This is a genomic window from Bradyrhizobium sp. SZCCHNPS1003 (genome assembly GCF_032381555.1).
GTDB lineage: Bacteria > Pseudomonadota > Alphaproteobacteria > Rhizobiales > Xanthobacteraceae > Bradyrhizobium.
In genome coordinates this window covers 222220-240984 of the sequence record NZ_JAUHIU010000006.1, presented here as the reverse complement: position 1 = coordinate 240984, position 18765 = coordinate 222220, and the positions used below count along the sequence as shown (strand labels likewise).

General features: G+C 67.3%; 17 protein-coding genes. All 17 read left to right on the top strand.

Annotated elements, in window-relative coordinates; translation table 11 throughout:
- Positions 1 to 1089 carry a branched-chain amino acid ABC transporter permease gene (locus QX126_RS12460; protein WP_315781199.1) on the top strand — a complete coding sequence of 363 codons (1089 nt, stop codon included), beginning with the start codon at positions 1 to 3 and terminating at the stop codon, positions 1087 to 1089.
- On the top strand, positions 1082 to 1864 hold the full coding sequence (locus QX126_RS12455) for an ABC transporter ATP-binding protein (protein WP_315776976.1): 783 nt from the start codon (positions 1082 to 1084) through the stop codon (positions 1862 to 1864). Before QX126_RS12460 ends, QX126_RS12455 begins: the two co-directional genes overlap by 8 nt.
- Positions 1857 to 4076, top strand: coding sequence for an ABC transporter permease (locus tag QX126_RS12450; RefSeq protein ID WP_315781197.1), 2220 nt, complete (start codon positions 1857 to 1859; stop codon positions 4074 to 4076). The genes QX126_RS12455 and QX126_RS12450 overlap by 8 nt, the downstream gene beginning before the upstream one ends.
- Before the next feature lie 4 nt (positions 4077 to 4080).
- Complete coding sequence (locus QX126_RS12445; protein WP_315781195.1) at positions 4081 to 4926, top strand: phosphoenolpyruvate hydrolase family protein; 846 nt, start codon at positions 4081 to 4083, stop codon at positions 4924 to 4926.
- Positions 4927 to 5001: 75 nt separating this feature from the next.
- Positions 5002 to 7899 (top strand): flotillin domain-containing protein, encoded by a 2898-nt coding sequence (locus tag QX126_RS12440; protein ID WP_315781193.1) that lies wholly within the window; start codon positions 5002 to 5004, stop codon positions 7897 to 7899.
- 6 nt (positions 7900 to 7905) lie between these two features.
- Complete coding sequence (locus QX126_RS12435) at positions 7906 to 8343, top strand: SRPBCC family protein (protein ID WP_315781190.1); 438 nt, start codon at positions 7906 to 7908, stop codon at positions 8341 to 8343.
- A gap of 4 nt (positions 8344 to 8347) precedes the next feature.
- On the top strand, positions 8348 to 8791 hold the full coding sequence (locus QX126_RS12430) for an SRPBCC family protein (RefSeq protein ID WP_315776973.1): 444 nt from the start codon (positions 8348 to 8350) through the stop codon (positions 8789 to 8791).
- Positions 8792 to 8806: 15 nt separating this feature from the next.
- Positions 8807 to 9628, top strand: a complete 822-nt coding sequence (locus QX126_RS12425; RefSeq protein WP_315781188.1) for an FAD binding domain-containing protein — start codon at positions 8807 to 8809, stop codon at positions 9626 to 9628.
- A 3-nt stretch (positions 9629 to 9631) separates the two neighbouring features.
- The gene (locus tag QX126_RS12420; RefSeq protein ID WP_315776971.1) at positions 9632 to 10111 is read left to right on the top strand and encodes a (2Fe-2S)-binding protein; all 480 of its coding nucleotides are present in this window, start codon (positions 9632 to 9634) and stop codon (positions 10109 to 10111) included.
- Positions 10112 to 10123: 12 nt separating this feature from the next.
- Positions 10124 to 11698 carry a xanthine dehydrogenase family protein molybdopterin-binding subunit gene (locus tag QX126_RS12415; RefSeq protein ID WP_315781186.1) on the top strand — a complete coding sequence of 525 codons (1575 nt, stop codon included), beginning with the start codon at positions 10124 to 10126 and terminating at the stop codon, positions 11696 to 11698.
- Between the two features lies 1 nt (position 11699).
- Entirely contained in the window at positions 11700 to 12722 is a 1023-nt protein-coding gene (locus QX126_RS12410) for a xanthine dehydrogenase family protein molybdopterin-binding subunit (protein WP_315781184.1), read from the top strand.
- Positions 12723 to 12728: 6 nt separating this feature from the next.
- Entirely contained in the window at positions 12729 to 13610 is an 882-nt protein-coding gene (locus tag QX126_RS12405) for a MoxR family ATPase (RefSeq protein WP_315739539.1), read from the top strand.
- Entirely contained in the window at positions 13607 to 14725 is a 1119-nt protein-coding gene (locus tag QX126_RS12400) for a VWA domain-containing protein (protein WP_315781182.1), read from the top strand. Before QX126_RS12405 ends, QX126_RS12400 begins: the two co-directional genes overlap by 4 nt.
- Positions 14722 to 15609 (top strand): amidohydrolase family protein, encoded by an 888-nt coding sequence (locus QX126_RS12395; protein WP_315781180.1) that lies wholly within the window; start codon positions 14722 to 14724, stop codon positions 15607 to 15609. The genes QX126_RS12400 and QX126_RS12395 overlap by 4 nt, the downstream gene beginning before the upstream one ends.
- A 39-nt stretch (positions 15610 to 15648) precedes the next feature.
- Entirely contained in the window at positions 15649 to 16497 is an 849-nt protein-coding gene (locus QX126_RS12390; RefSeq protein ID WP_315781179.1) for an MBL fold metallo-hydrolase, read from the top strand.
- An 18-nt stretch (positions 16498 to 16515) separates the two neighbouring features.
- Positions 16516 to 18114, top strand: coding sequence for an isochorismatase family protein (locus QX126_RS12385; RefSeq protein WP_315781177.1), 1599 nt, complete (start codon positions 16516 to 16518; stop codon positions 18112 to 18114).
- Between the two features lie 3 nt (positions 18115 to 18117).
- Positions 18118 to 18744 carry an NAD(P)H-dependent oxidoreductase gene (locus tag QX126_RS12380; RefSeq protein WP_315776966.1) on the top strand — a complete coding sequence of 209 codons (627 nt, stop codon included), beginning with the start codon at positions 18118 to 18120 and terminating at the stop codon, positions 18742 to 18744.
- Positions 18745 to 18765: the final 21 nt, after the last annotated feature.

The following is an 18765-nucleotide window of genomic DNA, read 5'->3' as shown; positions in this document are numbered from 1 at the left end:
ATGTCGCTGATCCAGGAGGCACGGGCGCGGGAGAGCATGCTGGCGGGAAGCGCGAGAGCGCAACCGGCGGCGTGGTCGGTGACCGAGCAGCCCTGGGCCTGGGCAGTGGCGGCGCTGCTGCTGATCATGCCGCTGATCGCCAACGGCTTCTTCCTGATCGAGATATTCGGCACCACCCTGATCCTCGGCACCATCGCGCTGAGCCTGATGTTCCTCGCCGGCTATGGCGGCATGGTCAGCCTGATGCAACTGACCATTGCGGGCTTTGCCGGCTACATGGTTGCCGTGTTCGGCGTCAGCGGCAACGCCAATATCAGCCTGGGCTGGCCGTGGTGGCTGGCGACGCCCATGGCGCTGGTGCTCGCGGTGCTGTTCGGCACGCTCGGCGGCGCGCTCGCGGTGCGTACCGAGGGCATCTACACCATCATGATCACGCTCGCGATCGGCGCCGCGTTCTACTACTTCACCAACCAGAATTGGGCGATCTTCAACGGCCACACCGGCATCAACACGATCGCCACGCCGCATTTTCTCGGCGTCGATTGGCGCATGGACATCGCGTTCTATTACCTGACGCTCGCGGTGGCCACGCTGTGCTATTTCGCCGTGCTCTATCTGTCGCGCGCGCCATTCGGCCTGGCGCTGCAGGGCGTACGCGACAATCCCAGGCGCATGGCGGCGCTCGGCTTCAACGTCAATGAGCATCGCATCGCCGCCTATGCGTTCGCGGCCCTGATCGCCGGCATGGGTGGCGTGCTGCAGGTCTGGAACTATCGGCAGATCTCGCCCGGATCGGTCGCGGTCGAGCGCTGCATCGACATTCTCATCGTCGCCGTCGTCGGCGGCATCACCCGGCCGGTCGGGCCGTATATCGGCGCCTTCATCTTCGTCATCCTGCGCACCTTTGCGCTCGACTTCCTGGTCAAGGTTGGGCTCGACGGCAACCGGTTCCGGCTGCTGATCGGGCTCGGCTTCCTCGCCATCGTCTTCTGGTCGTCCGATGGCGTGATCGGCCTCTATGATCGGTGGCGCCGTCGCAGCGAGGCATCGCAGACGCGGTCGCGTCCCGGAGGTCACCGCCATGGATAGGGTCGCGGACCGGCTCTCGGCGCTCGGCTCGACTGCGGCCCTCGAATTGCGCGGTGTCACGCGGATGTTCGGTGCGCTCGCCGCGCTGACCGACATCACGATCACGGTGCGGCCTGGGGAGCGGCGCGCGGTGCTGGGCTCGAACGGCGCCGGCAAGACCACCTTGTTCAATTGCGTCACCGGCGACTTTCTGCCGACCTCCGGCACGATCCGCTTCTTCGGCGAGGACATCACCGCCTTTCCGCCCTATGAGCGGATCCGCCGCGGGCTGCGCCGCACCTACCAGATCTCGGCGCTGTTCCTCGGCCTCTCGGTGCGCGACAATGTCTACCTGGCCTGCCGCGGCGTCTCGCGCGCGCGGTTTTCGATGCTGCGACCCAGCGTCAACGATGCACTGATGCAGGCGACTGAACGCCTGATCGAGGCGGTGCATCTGACGTCCGTGCGTGATCAACTGGTTTCGGAGCTCGCCCATGGCCAGCAGCGGCAGCTCGAGATCGCGCTGGCGCTGGCCGGTGCGCCCCGATTCATCCTGTTCGACGAGCCGGCGGCGGGTCTGTCGCCGACCGAGCGGCGCGAGCTGGTCGAGATCCTGACGTCGCTGCCGCCGCACATCGGTTACATCATCATCGAGCACGACATGGACGTGGCGCTACGCGTCGTCGAGAGCGTGACGATGATGCACAACGGCCGCATCTTCAAGGAAGGCGCGCCGCAGGAGATCGAATCTGATCCGGAGGTGCAGGAGCTCTATCTCGGAGGCGGCCATGAATGACGTCCGCCGCTCCGCGCCTGCGCTCGAGGTCCGCGGCCTCGACGTGTACTACGGCCATTCGCATGCGCTGCAGGGCGTCGATCTCCGGCTCGACAGCGGCGTGTTCTCGCTGGTCGGCCGCAACGGCATGGGCAAGACGACGCTGTGCAAGGCCATCATGGGCCTGCTGCGGCCGTCCGGCGGATCGGTTCGGCTGCGTGGTGAGGATATCACCGGGCTCAATCCGGCGCGCATCGCAAGGCTCGGCGTCGGCTATGTGCCGCAGGGGCGGCGTCTGTGGCGCTCGCTCAGCGTCGACGAGCATCTGCGCCTGGCAGCGGGCCAGCGCCGCGGTGCCTGGACCGTCGAGCGCGTCTACGAGACATTTCCGCGCCTGGCCGAGCGGCGCAACAATGGCGGCGGCCAGTTGTCGGGCGGCGAGCAGCAGATGCTGGCGATCTCGCGCGCGCTGCTGACCAATCCGCAGCTCCTGATCATGGACGAGCCGACAGAGGGCTTGGCGCCGGTCATCGTCGCCCAGGTCGAGGAGATGCTGATCCGGCTCGGCCAGGACGGCGACATGGCGGTCCTCGTGATCGAACAGAACATCGGCGTCGCCACGGCGATCTCGCCGCGCGTGGCCATCATGGTCAACGGCCGCATCAACCGCATCATCGACTCGGGCCGGCTCGCCGCCGATCGTGAGCTGCAGCAGCGTCTGCTCGGCGTCGGCCAGCATGCCGGCGACGAGACCGATCTCGGGACAGGCGAGGTTCAGGAGGTGCCCGTCGCACGTGCGGCGGTGTCAACGACGCCGAAAGCTGCGCCCGTCAAGGTCTACGTCTCTAATCCCGTGCTGCCGACGCGCTGGTCGCAGCCGGTGCCGATCGCGCAGATCGAGGCCAAGGCGCGCACGCTGTCCACCAGTGTGACCCGGCTCGACGAGGCAACTCGCCAGAGTCGCGAGGGCGCCGTGTCGATCGCGGCGGGCCCGCCGGCGGTGATCGTGGTCGGCACGCTCGACACCAAGGGGGACGAGCTGCGCTTCATCCGCGACATCGTCGCGGGCCACGGCCTGCGCACCCGACTTGTCGATGTCTCCACCAGCGGACGGCACGCGAGCTGCGATGTCTCGGCCCAGGAGGTCGCACTCAATCATCCCCGCGGCGGCTCCGCCGTGTTCGGCCCCGATCGCGGCGCATCGGTCACCGCGATGGCAGAAGCTTTCGCACGTTGGCTGCGGCGGCAGGACAACGTAGCCGGCATCATCTCGGCCGGAGGGTCTGGGGGCACATCGCTGGTCACGCCGGGAATGCGCGACCTGCCGGTCGGTGTACCGAAATTGATCATCTCCTCTGTCGCATCCGGTGACGTCGGCGCCTATGTCGGGCCGGCCGACATCGCGATGATGTACTCGGTCACCGACGTCCAAGGACTCAATTCGATTTCGCGCGCGGTGCTGAGCAATGGCGCGCATGCGCTTGCCGGCATGGTGACGGCGCGCGAGCAGCAGTCCGCCGTCGCTGACCGCACCCGACCGCAACGTCCCGCCATCGGCATCACCATGTTCGGCGTGACCACGCCGGCGGTGCAGAAGCTCACGGCCGAGCTGCGCGACGACTACGAGTGCCTGGTCTTCCACGCCACCGGCGTCGGCGGCCGCTCGATGGAGAAGCTGGTCGAGTCCGGCATGCTCGCCGGCGTGATCGATCTCACCACGACCGAGGTCTGCGACCTGCTGATGGGCGGTGTGTTTCCGGCCATCGAGGATCGCTTCGGCGCCATCATCCGCAGCCGCGTGCCCTATGTCGGCTCGGTCGGCGCGCTCGACATGGTGAATTTCGGCGCGCCCGAGACCATTCCCGAGCGCTATCGCGGCCGCAAGTTTCACGTCCACAACCCGCAGGTCACGTTGATGCGCACGACCGCGGAGGAGAATGTGCTGATCGGCCGCTGGATCGGCGAGCGCCTCAACCGCATGGATGGGCCGGTCCGCTTCTTCCTGCCGGAGAAAGGCGTCTCGGCGCTCGATGCGCCCGGGCAGCCGTTCTTCGACCGCGAGGCGGACGCCGCGTTGTTTCACAGCCTCGAACAGACCGTGCGGCAGACGTCGAACCGGCGCCTGATCCGCGTGCCGCATCATATCAACGACGGTGAGTTCGTCGCAGCGATCGTTGGCGCTGTCAGGCCCATGCTCGGGCGGCTGCCGGCGCGGCGCAGACAGGCGAGGTGACGTGATGGCGGGTTTCGAGCGCGCGCCGCTGTTGAAGAAGTTTCGCGACATGGTGCGACGGGGCGTGCCGATCATCGGCGGCGGCGCCGGTACCGGCCTGTCTGCCAAGTGCGAGGAGGCGGGTGGAATCGATCTGATCGTGATCTACAACTCCGGCCGCTACCGCATGGCCGGCCGCGGCTCGCTGGCCGGCCTGATGGCCTATGGCGACGCCAATGCGATCGTGGTCGAGATGGCGAGCGAGGTGCTGCCGGTGGTGAAGAGCACGCCGGTGCTCGCCGGCGTCAACGGCACCGACCCGTTCCGCGACATGGATGTGTTTCTCGATCAGCTGAAGACGCTGGGCTTCTCGGGCGTGCAGAACTTTCCAACGGTCGGCCTCATCGACGGCACCTTCCGCGCCAATCTCGAGGAGACGGGAATTTCCTATGCGCTCGAAATCGACATGATCGCCCGGGCGCACGACAAGGATCTGCTGACGACACCCTACGTTTTCAACGAAGCCCAAGCCACGGGCATGGCGATTGCGGGTGCGGACATCATCGTCTGTCATCTCGGGCTCACAACGGGCGGATCGATCGGCGCGCACACCGCGCCGAAGCTCGAGGATTGCCCTGGCCTGATCGACGGCTGGGCCTCCGCCGCGCTCAGCGTCAATCCCGAGATCCTGGTGCTGGCGCATGGCGGCCCGATCGCGGAGCCGGCGGATGCCGACTTCATCATGAAGAATACCCGGAATTGCCACGGCTTCTACGGCGCATCCTCGATGGAGCGGCTGCCGGTGGAGCGGGCGCTGACGGAGCAGGTGCGGCATTTCAAGGCGATCAGCTCGCGGCCCCGCCGTGTCTGAGTCGACAACACGAGGCCGGACGGCGATGGCGCCAGGCGCCAGGGTGTCCGGACCAGAGACTGAGGGAGGAACTGCATGTCCGGAGCTCTGATCGGTGAGCTGATCCTGTGGCTGATCGTCGCGATCATCGTCATCGTCGTCGCCGTCTATATCGTCAACTGGCTCTATCACCGATCCTCGAAGGAGGTTTCGTTCGTCCGGACCGGCTTTCTTGGTGAGCGCGTCGTGATCAATGGCGGCGCATTCGTGCTGCCATTCATCCACGACTACACGCCGGTCAACATGAACGTGCTGCCGATGGGCATCACGCGCTCCCGGCAGGACGCGGTGATCACGCGCGATCGGATGCGCGTCGATATCGAGGCGGATTTCTACGTTCGCGTCGAGCCGACCAGGGAAGCGGTGTCGATCGCCGCCGCAACGCTCGGCCGTCGCACGCTCGAACCCGAGAAGCTGCACGCGCTGCTATCCGGAAAGTTCGTGTCCGCCGTGCGTTCGGTGGCGGCGGAGATGACGATGGAGCAGATGCACGAGCAGCGCGGCGACTATGTCGCACGCGTCAAGGCGGCCGCCGCCGAGGCGCTGGCGCAGAACGGTCTCGAGCTGGAATCGGTCGCGATCACCGATCTGGACCAGACCGATCTCGAGTTCTTCAACCCGTCGAACCGGTTCGATGCCGAGGGTTTGACGCGCTTGATGGAGGACATCGAGAGCCGGCGCAAATTGCGCAACGACATCGAGCAGGATTCGATGATCAAGATCCGCACCCGCAATCTCGAGGCCGAGCGCGAGGCGCTCGACATCGAGCGTGAGAGCGAGACGGCCCGGCTGGATCAGGAACGCGACATCGAGATGCGTCGCGCGCTGCAGCGGACGGAGGTGGCGCGCGAGCGGGCGCTGCGCGAGACCGAGGCCGAGCAGGCACAGATCTCGGCGCGCGAGGCGATCGAGAAGGCCCGCATCGCCAATGAGCTGACGATTGCCGAGGCGCGGATCGCCGCCGAGCGCGACACGCGGCAGCGGGAGATCGAGCGCACGCGCGCAGTCGAGGAGCGCGAGCTGCTCGCCCGCGAGGACATCGAGAAGGCGAGGATCGCGAACCAGCGCGCCATCGACGCCGCGCGCATCGAGTCGGAGCAGGAGGTGCGCCAGCGCGACATCGAGCGCACCCGCACGATCGAGCAGGCGGAGATCGCGGCGCGCGAGGCAGTGGAGAAGGCGCGGATCCAGCAGGATCGCGCCGTGTCGGACGCGCGCATCGCCAATGACGAGGAGACGCGCCGCCGCGAGATCGAACGCACCCGTGCGATCGAGCAGGCGGAGATCGCGGCTCGCGAAGCGACCGAGAAGGCGCGGATCGCGCAGACCATGATCGTCAATCTGGAGAGGATCAGCTCCGACGAGCGGACCCGTGCCACCGAGATCGCGCAGGTGCGCAATATCCAGCAGGCCGAGATCGAGGCGCAGAAGTCGGTCGAGGCGGCACGGATCGTGCGCGAGCAGGCGCTGTCGGCGGAGCGGATCGCGGCCGAGCATGCGACCCGCAGACTGGAGATCGAGCGCAACCAGGGCATCGAGATCGCCGGGATCGCTGCGCGCGAGGCGACGGAAGCGAGCCGCATCGGGCAGGAGGAGCGGGTCCGCGCGCTGGAGATTGCCCGCGTCAGGACCATCGAGGAGGCCGACATCGCCTCGCGCGAGGCGATCGAGGCGGCCCGTATCGCGCAGGAGCAGGCCGTTGCCGAGAAGCGGATTCGTTCGGAGAAGGAGACGCGCAGCCTCGAGATCGAGCGCACGGAAGCCGTCGAGGCCGCCGATCTGAAGCGACGCGAGGCCGTCGAGCGGCGCCGCATCGAGGTCGAGCTGGCGCTGGAAGCCGAGCGTATCGCATCGTCGCGGACGCGCGAGGTGCTCAACATCGACCAGAAGAAGGCGATCGAGCTCGCGGACGAGATCAGGGTCATCGAACTCGCCGCCAAGCGCTCCGAGCGCATCGATGCAGATCGTCAGGTGAAGGAAGCCGAGATCCTGGCCCGCAAGCAGGTCGAGACCTCCGATGTCTCGCGCGAGCAGGCGCTCGAAGCCGCACGGCTCGAACGTCGCCGTTCCATCGAGCAGCTCGAGGTCGGCCGTGTCCAGGCGCTTCAGGAAGCCGAGATCGCCGCGCGTGAGGAAGTCGAGCGCGCGCGCATCGCCTCCGATCGCGGTCTGGACGAGGCCCGCATCGGCCGTGAGCGCGAGCTGCGCAAGCTCGAGGTCAACCGCGAGAAGGACGTCGAGACGGCGCTGATGGAGAAGGCGATCGTGCTCTATCAGAAGTCTTTGGAAGAATCCGCCGCCAAGGTCGCGGCCGAGGAGGCGCGGACGCGCGCCACCGAGGCCACGGAGAAGGTGATCACGGCGCGTGAGAGCGAGATCGCCCGCCGCCGCAAGACGGTCGAGGTGCTGCTCGCCGAGAAGCAGGCGGAGGAAACCAAGATCGCCGCAGATGCCGAACGGGTCCGCGCCGCAGTCGAGGCCGAAGCGCAGAAGCTGCTCAACGAGGCCGAGAACGTCTTGACCGACCAGGCGCGCTACTCGCTGTTCCGGCGCAAGCTGCTCGACCGTATCGAAGGCATCGTGCGCGAGAGCGTCAAGCCGATGGAGAAGATCGAGGGCATTCGCATTCTCCAGGTCGATGGCTTGAACGGCCATGGCGGCAACGGCAATGGCGGCCGCAGCGCGACCGACGAGGTGATCGACTCGGCGCTGCGCTATCGCGTCCAGGCGCCGCTGATCGACTCCATCCTGGCCGACATCGGTGTCGAGGGCGGCAGCCTCGCCAAGATGCCCGGTCTGATCCGCGAGGCGCGCGACATGCAGGGAATCCGCAAGGAAACCTCGGCGCGCAAGGACCCGGGTGGCGGGGGCGGAGCCGCGGAGGGCGGTCCGTCGGAGCCGCCGGCCGACCGCGGCCCGCGCAAGAAGGGGTGAGGCGCCATGGCGAGGGTTTACGTCTCCACGGTGGTCAATGCGCGAAACGATCGGGTGTGGGCGCGCGTCCGCGACTTCAACGGCCTGCCGAACTGGCATCCGGCGATCGCCGAGAGCCGGATCGAAGGCGGCGAGCCGCCCGACAAGATCGGCTGCGTCAGAGACTTCCGCCTGCGCAATGGCGACCGCATTCGCGAGAAGCTGCTCGGCCTGTCCGACTACGACATGTTCTGCACCTATTCGATCCTGGAATCGCCGATGGGAGTATCGAACTATGTCGCGACCATCAGGCTGACGCCTGTCACCGACGGCGACAAGACGTTTCTGGAATGGACCGCCGAGTTCGACTGCACGCCGGAGCGCGAGGCCGATCTGGTCGCCTCGATCGGCGGCGGCGTGTTCCAGGGCGGCTTCGATGCGCTCAAGCGTGCGTTCGGAGGCTGACGCCGTGCCGCACGTCGTCAAGAGCACCATCATCGATGCGCCGACGGAGGCCGTGTGGGAGGTGCTGCGCGACTTCAACGGCCATGACCGCTGGCACCCGGCGGTCGCGACGTCGGCGATCGAGCGTTCGCAGACGTCTGACAAGATCGGCTGTGTCAGGCACTTCCGTCTCAAGGATGGCTCAGAGCTGCGTGAGCAGCTGCTGGCGCTGTCCGATCTCGAACAGAGCTTCAGCTATTGCCTGCTCGATACGCCGCTACAGCTGTTCAACTACGTCGCCCATGTCCGGCTGCTGCCGGTCACCGACGGCGACCGCACCTTCTGGCACTGGGAAAGCCGTTTCACGACGCGGCCCGAACAGGCCGAGGCGCTGACTCGCATGGTGGCGGAAGACATCTACCAAGCCGGCTTCGAAGCGATCCGATCGCATCTGAAGCAGGCGGCATGAGGACGAGGTGAATCGATGCCGGTTACGGTGAAGACGTTTCAGGCCGCGAGCGAAGCTGCGTCTGCGCTGTCGTCGGACCGCGCCGCGCGCTATCTGGGCGGCGGCACGCTGGTCATGCGCGATCTCAACGAAGGCGACGTCTCGATCGCCACCGTGATCCGCGCCACCGATCGCGCGCTGCAGAGCATCGACGCCACGGGCGGGCGCATCCGGATCGGCGCCGGCGTCACCTTCGCCCGCGTTCTGGCCGAGCGCGAGCTGTCCTTCCTGCATCCGGCGGCGCGCTCGATCGGCGGCCCGGCGGTCCGCAACATGGGCACCATCGGCGGCAATCTGTTCGCGCCGGCGCCGTTCGGCGACTTCACGGTGGCGCTGCTGGCGCTCGACGGCATGGTCTCGCTGCAGGGCGGCTTTGGCGTCCGGGAGATGCCGATCGAGGATTTCCTGCAATCGCGCGACCGCCAGGGTGCTGCGCTGGTGGTCGCCGTGTCCTGCATCAGGCCGGCGTCATCGGATGCGTTCCGCTATCGCAAGATCGCGCGCATCAAGCCGAAGGGCGGATCGGTGGTCACGCTCGCGGCGCATCTTCCACAGAGCGGCGGTCGCGTGACCGGCGCGCGGATCGCGCTGGGATCGATGGCGCCGACCGCTGTTCGCGCCAAGGCCGCTGAGCGCGCGCTCGAAGGTCGGCCGCTCGATGCCGGCGCGATCAGCGCCGCCGCTGCTGCGGCAGCCGAGGGAACGGCACCCACGGACAATTCGCTGGCGAGCGCGTGGTATCGCCGCGAAGTGGTCGGCGTGCATCTGCGGCGGCTGCTGTCGGGACAGGAGAGCTAGACCATGGCCAAGACCCCACTTCAGTTCCGGCACAATGGTCGCGACGTCGCGCTGTTCGTCGACGGCGGCACCAATCTCCTGGTCGTGCTGCGCGAGATGATTGGCGACGTCACGCCGAAATTCGGCTGCGGTCAGGGCGGCTGCGGCGCCTGCACCGTGCTGATCGACGGCGACGCGCATCTGTCGTGTCTGACGCTCGCCGAAGCCGTCGAGGGCCGCGCGGTCGAGACGCTCGACGGTATCAAGAGCGGTCCGACCCTGCATCCGCTGCAGCGCGCTTTCGCCGAGGGGTTTGCCGCGCAATGCGGCTATTGCACGCCGGGCATGCTGATGGCGGCCAAGGCGCTGCTGGACAAGATCCCGCAGCCGAGCCGCGAGCAGGTGGTGGAGGCGATCTCCGGCAACATCTGCCGCTGCACCGGCTACGAGCCGATCATCAATGCGGTGCTGGCGGCAGCCGCGTCGCTGCGCGCGAGCGCCTGAGGGGAGATCGCCATGCTGGAACTGCGCAAGGACATCTTCGCCGACGAGCGCGACGACAATCTCAACGAGGTCGGCAAGGGCACGCAGCGCCAGGACATGCTGGGCCACGTCACGGGGACCTCGACCTATTTCAATGACCACAAGCTGCAAGGCATGCTGCACCTGAGGGTCGTGAGGTCGACGCAGCCGCATGCGCGGCTGCGTCGCATCGACACCGGCGAGGCCGAGCGAAGCGACGGCGTGCGGCGGATCATCAGGGGCGGCGACGTGCCGCGCAACCTCAACACGCTGCTCAGCCTGATCAATTTCGGCAAGGACGATGAGCCGACGCTCGCCGTCGATAAGGTCCGCTACAAGGGCGAGCCGATCGTTGCCGTGGTCGCTGACACGCCGCGCGCCGCAGCCGAGGCGGCTGCCAAGGTGCGGGTGGACTACGAGAGCTTGCCGGCCGTGTTCGATGTCGAGGAGGCGTTGAGACCGGGCGCGCCTGTTGTCAACGAGACCTATCCGAAGAACACGTTCACCTATCACGAGCGCTACGATCACCAGAAGCTGCGCTTCGGCGATGTCGAGCGCGGCTTTGCGCAGGCCGACCATGTGCTGGAGCAGCGCTACCAGATGTCGCCGATCGAGCACGCGCCGGTCGAGACCAACGGCTCGATCGCCGCGCCCGACACCAACGGCCGCTATGTCGTCTACACCTCCACCCAGGCGCTGTTCTTCTCGCTCGACACCTGCGCCAAGATCCTCGACCTGCCGTCCAACACCTTCCACTTCATCGGCGGCACCGTGGGCGGCGGCTTCGGCGGCAAGGTCGATACGCTGACCGAGCCGCTCGCCATTCTGGCCGCGATGCTGACGGGGCGGCCGGTGCGCTATGTGCTCGGGCGCGAGGAGGAGATGCAGTTCGGCCCACCACGCGGCGCCGAGCGCATCTACGTCAAGGACGGCGTGATGCGCGACGGCCGCATCGTCGCGCGCCAGATCCGCGCCTATTTCGACTCGGGCGCCTACACGCGGCTGTCGAGCTACGCGGTGGTCAAATGCGCCGCGCACCTGCCCGGTCCCTACACGATCCCGAACGTCCATGGCGACATCTACTGCGTCTACACCAACCGCACGCCGGCCACCGCGATGCGCGGCTTTGGCATCACGGGCATGGACTTCGCGCTCGAATGCCAGATGGACAAGCTCGCGCATCTGATCGGCATGGACCCCATGGAGTTCCGCATCCTCAACGCCTATCGCGACGGCGACATGAAGGCGCATCGCCGCGAGGCCAAGAACACGGCGCTGATCGAATGCGTGCAGGTCGCGGCCGAGAAGGCCAAATGGCCGATCCGCGAGGAGTTCCGCCGCATGTCGTCGCGCAAGGATGGCGGCGGGGCCCGGGCGGCTGTTCCCTCCACGCCACGTGAGCCGGTGAGCGCGCGGCCTGCGCCGGCGCAGCAGCGCACGAGCTACGACCGAGGGCTTCCAGTTTCTCCACCTCCTGAGCCGCCGTCACCACCCCCACAGAGCCCGGCACCGGCTCCCGCGCATGGCGCGACGCGGTTCTCGTCGGTGTTCGGAACGAGGAGGCGCTGACATGACCAGGCACCGCGGCCGCGGCATGGCGGCGATCAACTATCCCATCGGCATGAATCTCGGCGGCGATCCGAGCCAGGCACTGGTGCATTCCAATCCCAGCGGCAAGTTCACGGTGGCGCTGTCGTCGATCGATCTCGGGCAGGGCATGAAGTCGGTCACGCGGCAGATCTGCGCCGAGACGCTCGGCGTGCCGGTCGAGGACGTTTATGTCGACACCGCCGATTCCGATACCGGGCCGCACTGCATGGGCTCGTTCGCCTCGCGCGGCACCCATCGCGTCGGCAATGCCGTCATGGCGGCGGCCAGGGAGGCGCGCGGCGTCATGATGGAGGCAGCGGCCGAGGAGCTCGAGGTCAACGCCAGCGATCTCGAAACCGACGGCCGCGGCAACATCCACGTCAAGGGCGCGCCGCATCGCTCGATCTCGGTCAAGGACGTCGCCATCGCCGCCCAGTTCCGACAGGGCAAGACCATCTCCGGTCGCGGCATCTTCCTGGTGCCGTTGTCGGACGTCGATCCCGAGACCGGCGAGATGTCGCCGGCCACCTGCTACGCGCATGCGTGCCTCGTCGCGGAGGTCGAGGTCGATGACGAGACCGGTGAGGTCGGTGTGGTCAGGATGGACAGTGCCTACGAGCTGGGACGTGCGCTCAATCCGCGCCTCGTTGAGCAGCAACTGGTCGGCGGCGCCTGGATGGGCATGAGCCATGCACTCTATGAGACGACCGAGCCGTATTATCCCGATCCCAAACAAGGTCCGCGGGACTTCGTCGAATATCTGATGCCGGGACCTGGCGACATCTGTCCGCACGACATTGCCGTGCTGGAACGCCCCGCGCCGGACGGCCCGTTCGGTGGCAAGGGGCCGGGTGAGATGTGCGCCAATCCGGTGCTGCCCGCGATCGCGAATGCGATCTTCAATGCGGTGGGCGTACGAATCGACGAGCTGCCGATCACGCCGGAGAAGGTGCTGCGCACGATCAAGGCCCAGGGCGGCGCGCGGCCGCAGACGCGGCGGTGAGACGATATGGTCGTCCGCAGCAACATCGTCGGCATCGACTCGCCGCAGGCGCTGGAGAAGGCGCTGCGCGCGGCTTATTATCTCGCCGATGAGGGACTCTCCACCGCTGCCTATCTCGCGCTTGCGCTAGGCAAGCCGCTGCTGCTGGAGGGGGCGCCCGGCGTCGGAAAAACCGAGGCGGCGAAGGCAGTCGCCGCGGTGCTCGGCCGCAAGCTGATCCGCCTGCAATGCTATGAAGGCGTCGACGCTGCGGCGGCGCTCTACGAGTGGAACTATCCGCGCCAGATGCTCGCGATCCGCCAGGCCGGCGAGGACAGCATCGACATCTATGGCGAGAGTTTTCTGATCGAGCGGCCGATGCTGGCCTGCCTGCGCGCGCCCGACTCGACGGTGCTGCTGATCGACGAGATCGATCGCGCCGACCAGGAGTTCGAGGCCTTCCTGCTCGAATTCCTCTCCGACTTCCAGATCTCGATTCCAGAGCGTGGCACGATCCGTGCCGCCGAGCGGCCGATCGTGGTGCTGACCTCGAACCGCACCCGTGAGTTGCATGAAGCGCTGCGCCGCCGCTGCGTCTATCATTGGATCGACTATCCCGATGCGGAGCGCGAGGCACGGATCGTGATGATGCGCGCGTCCAGCGTGGCCGAGGCGACCGCGCGCGCCGTCGTGGCGGCGGTGGCGAAGCTCAGGCGTGAGCCCTTGAGCAAGGCGCCCGGCATTGCCGAGGCGGTCGACTGGGCCGAGGCCGCGACGCTTCTGAACCAGACCGGCGCGCGCTGGCCCGACGCCTTCCGGCGCTCGATCGGCGTAGCGCTGAAGGACGAGGAGGATCTGTCCTTCATCGCGCCTCGGCTCGATGCCCTGCTCGCGGAGGCGATGACATGAGCGAGGCGCGCCTGCCGCAGGCTGCCGAGATCTTCGTCACTTTCGCTGCGCTGTTGCGGCGGAACGGCTTTGCGGTCGCGCCGGAGCAGACCACGGCATTCCTCGCTGCAATCGAACTGCTGGGGCCGAGGAGCCTCGACGACATCCGCCGTGCCGGCGCGGCGACCCTGGCGCCACCGCCCGAGCGGCTCGCGACCTACAATTTGCTGTTCGACATCCATTTCGGTGTGACCGAACGGACGGCTCTCAGCGAGACCGATCAGCCGGACGATGTCGTCCGGTTGCAGGAGGAGGGCGACGGCGGCGTCGATCCCGACAGCGCCCAGGAGCAGAACGAATCCGGGCTCGCCGCCACGCGCGCCGAGGCCGTGGTGGCCCGTCGTCTGGCGGCGACAACCGACGGCAATGCCTTGCAGCGCCTGGCGCGTCAGGCGCGTGCGAAGCTACCGAAGCGGCGAGGCCATCGGCGCATGCGCGCGCGGCGCGGCAGCTTCGTCGACCTGCGCCGAACCTTGCGTGAAAGCGTGCGGCGCGATGGCGAGGTGCTGTCGCTGCGGCGCTTGAGGCGCCGGCCGCGGCTGCGCCGGCTGCTGCTGTTGATCGACGTCTCCGGCTCGATGAAGGCGCGGACCGAGGACAACATGCGGCTCGCTCATGTGTTGGTCCAGGCGGTGCCGCAGGCCGAGGTGTTCACCTTGGGCACGCGGCTGACGCGGGTCACGCGGCCGTTGCGGCTGAAGCGGCGCGAGCAGGCGCTGCTGGCGGCTTCGCATCTCGTCAGCGACTGGGACGGCGGCACGCGCATCGGCGAGGCGCTGCAGGCCTTCCTCGGCGTGCCGCGATTCTCGATCTATGCGCGGGGCGCGGCGGTTCTGGTGATCTCGGACGGGCTGGAGCGGGGTGACCATCAAGTGCTCCGCGAAGCCGTGTGGAAACTGTCGCTGCGCGCCTGGCGCCTGAGCTGGCTGACGCCGCTGGCGACTGGGCCGGGCTTCAGGCCGCAGACGGAAGCGCTGCAGGCCATTGCGCCACTTGTCGATGACATGGTGCCGGGCGACTCGGACGAAGCCATCGTCGCGCATGTGTTGTCGCTGGCGCAGAGGAGGGCGGCATGACCGGCTATGTCGATGCGCATCATCACATCTGGCGCCAGGCCGACCTGCCCTGGCTGGTCGGCCCGATGCAGCCGCGGATCTTCGGGCCCTATGAGCCGATCCGGCGCGACTACCCGATCGAGGAATATCTCGGGGACATCGCCGGCAGCGGCGTGACGCAATCGGTCTACGTCCAGACGAACTGGACCAAGGACGGCTTCGAGGAGGAGGCCGCGTGGGTGCAGCGCACCGCCGATCAGCACGGCTATCCGCATGCCATCGTCGCCTATGCCGATCTCGCCGTTGATGACGCGCGACCGCAATTCGATCGGCTCGCGCGCTATCCGCTGGTGCGCGGCGTTCGCATGCAGCTGCACTGGCATGAGAATCCGTTGTACCGGTTCGCGGAGTCGCCCGATCTCTGCAGTCAACGGAATGTCCGCGCCAACATGGCGCGGCTGGCCGACTACGGCTGGTCGTTCGACCTGCAGGTGTTTGCCGGGCAAATGGCCGGCGCCGCGGCGCTGGCCGAGAGCTGTCCGGCCGTCACCTTCGTCCTCCAGCACGCCGGCATGCTGGAGGACCGGTCGCCGGCGGGACGCGAGCAATGGCGCGCCGGCATGCATAAGCTTGCGGCCTGCCGCAATGTCGTCAGCAAGCTCTCGGGCCTCGGCACCTTCATCCGCCGCAACGATCCCGCTGATGTCGCCGATGTCGTACGCGAGACCTTCGCTATCTTCGGCCCCGAGCGCTGCCTGTTCGGCTCGAACTTTCCGATCGAGAAGCTCTGGACCGACTATCGCACACTGGTGGCAGCCTATGAGGCTGCCATCCACGGCCTCGACAAGGGTGCACGTGCGCAGGTCATGGGAGAGACGGCGCGCCGCGTCTATCGGCTGGGATGATACCGCCTGCAACGACAACAAAAGCAACAGGGAACGCTCATGGCGCTGGAAATCAAGATTCTCGACTATGGTGATATCGAGCTCGAATCGAGCTTCCTCGTGCTGGGCCGCGACTGCGGCCGCACCCGCCGGGTGCTGACGCTCGGCTTCCTGATCCTGGGCGGACCGTATCCGGTCGTGGTCGATACCGGCTACCGCTCCAACCAGATCATGGAGACGCTGGGCATGCGCGGGCTGCAGTACCATGAGAACATGATCGAGAACCAGCTGGCGCGGCACGGCGTGCGCATGGGCGACGTCCGTTATGTCTGCCACACCCATCTGCACATCGATCATGCGGGAAAGGACGATCTGTTCCCGATGAACACGACGGTCGTGCTCAACCGCCGCGAGCTTGAATATTCGGTGTCCGGGCTGATGCACCCGCAATATCCGGCGCCGGACATCAAGCACCTGATCGACCGGCTGCACACCAAGAGCGCGCTGCGCTTCCTCGATCTCGAGCTGACCGGACCTGTCGAGCTGATGCCGGGGGTCTATTGCGATGCCGCCAATGCCCACACCGAAGGCTCGATGAACATCCACGTCCACACCGCCGACGGCATCGCCACCATCTGCGGCGACGTGATCTACGACTTCAACGACCAGATCGTGACCCCGTTCAACGAGATCCAGGACGCGGAGCCGCGCACGACCGGCAATCACGGCACCTCGAAGCGCGCCGAGAAGGCGGCGATCAAGAAGCTGCTGTCGAGCTCCCGCTATCTGTTGCCGGTGCATGATCGCCCGGCCAAGATCGAGGGCGGCGTGGTGACAGGGCGGTTGCACGATCAGGTGCCGGGTCCCATCGTGCAGTCGCTGCCGCAGCGGCACTGGTTTCCGGCGTAGTCGGCGCGAGGATCGGCCATGACCCATGTGACCTTGCGCCCTGAATTCGAGAGCCTGATCGACCCCTACGCACCGGTGTCCCAGGTCGCGACCGGCTTCGACTTCACGGAAGGGCCGATCTGGCACCCGATCGAGCATTTCCTGCTGTTCTCCGATATGCCGGCCGACGTCCGCCGCCGCTGGGACGCGAAGCGCGGCGTGGTCGAGATGCGTCGGCCGTCGAACAAGTGCAACGGCATGACCTATGATGCCGACCTCAATTTGATCGTCTGCGAGCACGCGACGTCGTCGCTGGTGCGCGAGCGGCCCGATGGCCGCCGCGAGATCCTGGCCTCGCATGTCGACAACCAGGAGCTCAACAGTCCGAACGACGTGTGCGTCCATTCCAGCGGCGCAATCTACTTCTCCGATCCCTGGTATGGCCGCATGCCGGTCTACGGCGTCGAGCGGCCGCGCCAGCTCGGCTTCCAGGGCGTGTACCGTGTGCCGCCGGGCGGCGGTCCGCCGCGGCTGCTGGTCGATCGTTATCTGTTCGATCAGCCGAACGGGCTGTGCTTCTCGCCGGACGAGGCGCTGCTCTATGTCAACGACACCGTGCAGGCGTTGATCCGCGTGTTCGACGTGGGTAGCGACGGGGCGCTGTCGAACGGGCGCGTGTTTGCTAGCGGCATCCGCTCCGAGCTGGAGCCCGGCGTGCCCGACGGCATGAAATGCGATCAGCGCGGCAATGTCTGGGTGACCGCGCCGGGCGGCGTCTGGGTCTATGCGCGCACCGGCGAGTTGCTCGGCAAGGTGCGCGTCCCGGAACTGGTCGCCAATCTCGCCTGGGGCGGCGCCGATTTTCGCACGCTCTATCTCACCGCGACGCATTCGGTCTACGCGATCGCGACCAAGGTCGGCCCGCGCCACGAGCCCTATATGAGGGCCCAGACGCGGGGGGCTGCGGCGGGCTCGTCCCCATCCAGCGCGACGTCCGCAGGCGCGCCATCGGCGCCGCTGCTGGCGTCGGGCGACATGCAGCTCGATCCGCGCCGCTGCGCCATGATCATCCAGGATCTGCAGAACGACGTCATCACGGACGGCGGCGCGTTTGCCGATTCCGGGGCTCCCGGTCACGCCAGGCAGCAGCGCGTCGTCGACAACGTCCGCCGGCTTGCCGAGGTCGCCCGCGCACGCGGCGTCGTCATCGTCCACGTCTGGTTCGTCGTCGAGCCCGGTGCCCCCGGCGTGACCTTGAACGCGCCGCTGTTCGAGGGGCTGGTCGACAGCAAGGCGATGGTGCGCGGCAGCTGGGGGGCTGCGCCGGTCGCTGGGCTGGAGCCGCGGAGCGGGGACTTCGTCGTCGAGAAGATGCGGATGAGCGCCTGGGAGGGCACGCGGCTCGAGACCATTCTCAAGGCCACCGGGCGTGACGTGATCATCAATACGGGGGCCTGGACCAACATGTCGGTCGAGCACACCGCGCGCACAGGGGCCGACAAAGGCTACTTCATGGTGGTGCCGGAGGATTGCTGCTCGACGATGAACGCGGACTGGCACAATGCGTCGATCAACTTCGCCATGCAGAACGTTGCTGTCGTGACCACGGCCGACGCAGTGATCAGGGCGCTGGGGTGAGACATGCCCAAGCTGCTGCATCTCGTCGCCTCGCCGCGGGCAGACTCCGAATCCAGCGCCGGCGCGCACGCCTTCCTCGACCGTTTCAGGCAGGCGCGGCCGGGCTGGGACGTCGACGAGATGAATCTGTGGCGCGAGAAGCTGCCGGAGTTCGAGGGCGAGATTTTGCAGGCGAAGTATGCCCGCATGGGCGGACGCGCCTTCACCGATGGCCAGCGGGAGGCGTTCGCGGTGGCCGAGCGCATGGCGGTGCGGCTCGATCTGGCCGAGCGCGTCGTGATCTCGACGCCGATGTGGAATTTCGGCATTCCCTACAAGCTCAAGCACTGGCTGGATATCATCAATCAGCCGGGCCTCACCTTTCGCTTCGATCCGTCGCGCGGCTACCTGCCACTTCTGAAGGATCGTCCAACGCTGGTGATCCTCGCCAGCGGCGGCGACTTCACCAGCGGCGTCAGCCGGGGGCGCACCGATCTCGCGACGCCCTATTTGCGCGAGGCGCTGCGCTTCATGGGGCTTCGCGATCTGCACTTCGTGGCGATCGGGCCGACCAGCGGGCCGGCCGCGCACACCGGCGTGGCGCGTGAGCGGGCGCACAGGCGGCTCGTGGAGATGGCTGCACGGTTTTGATACGACATGAAGAGGCGGGCC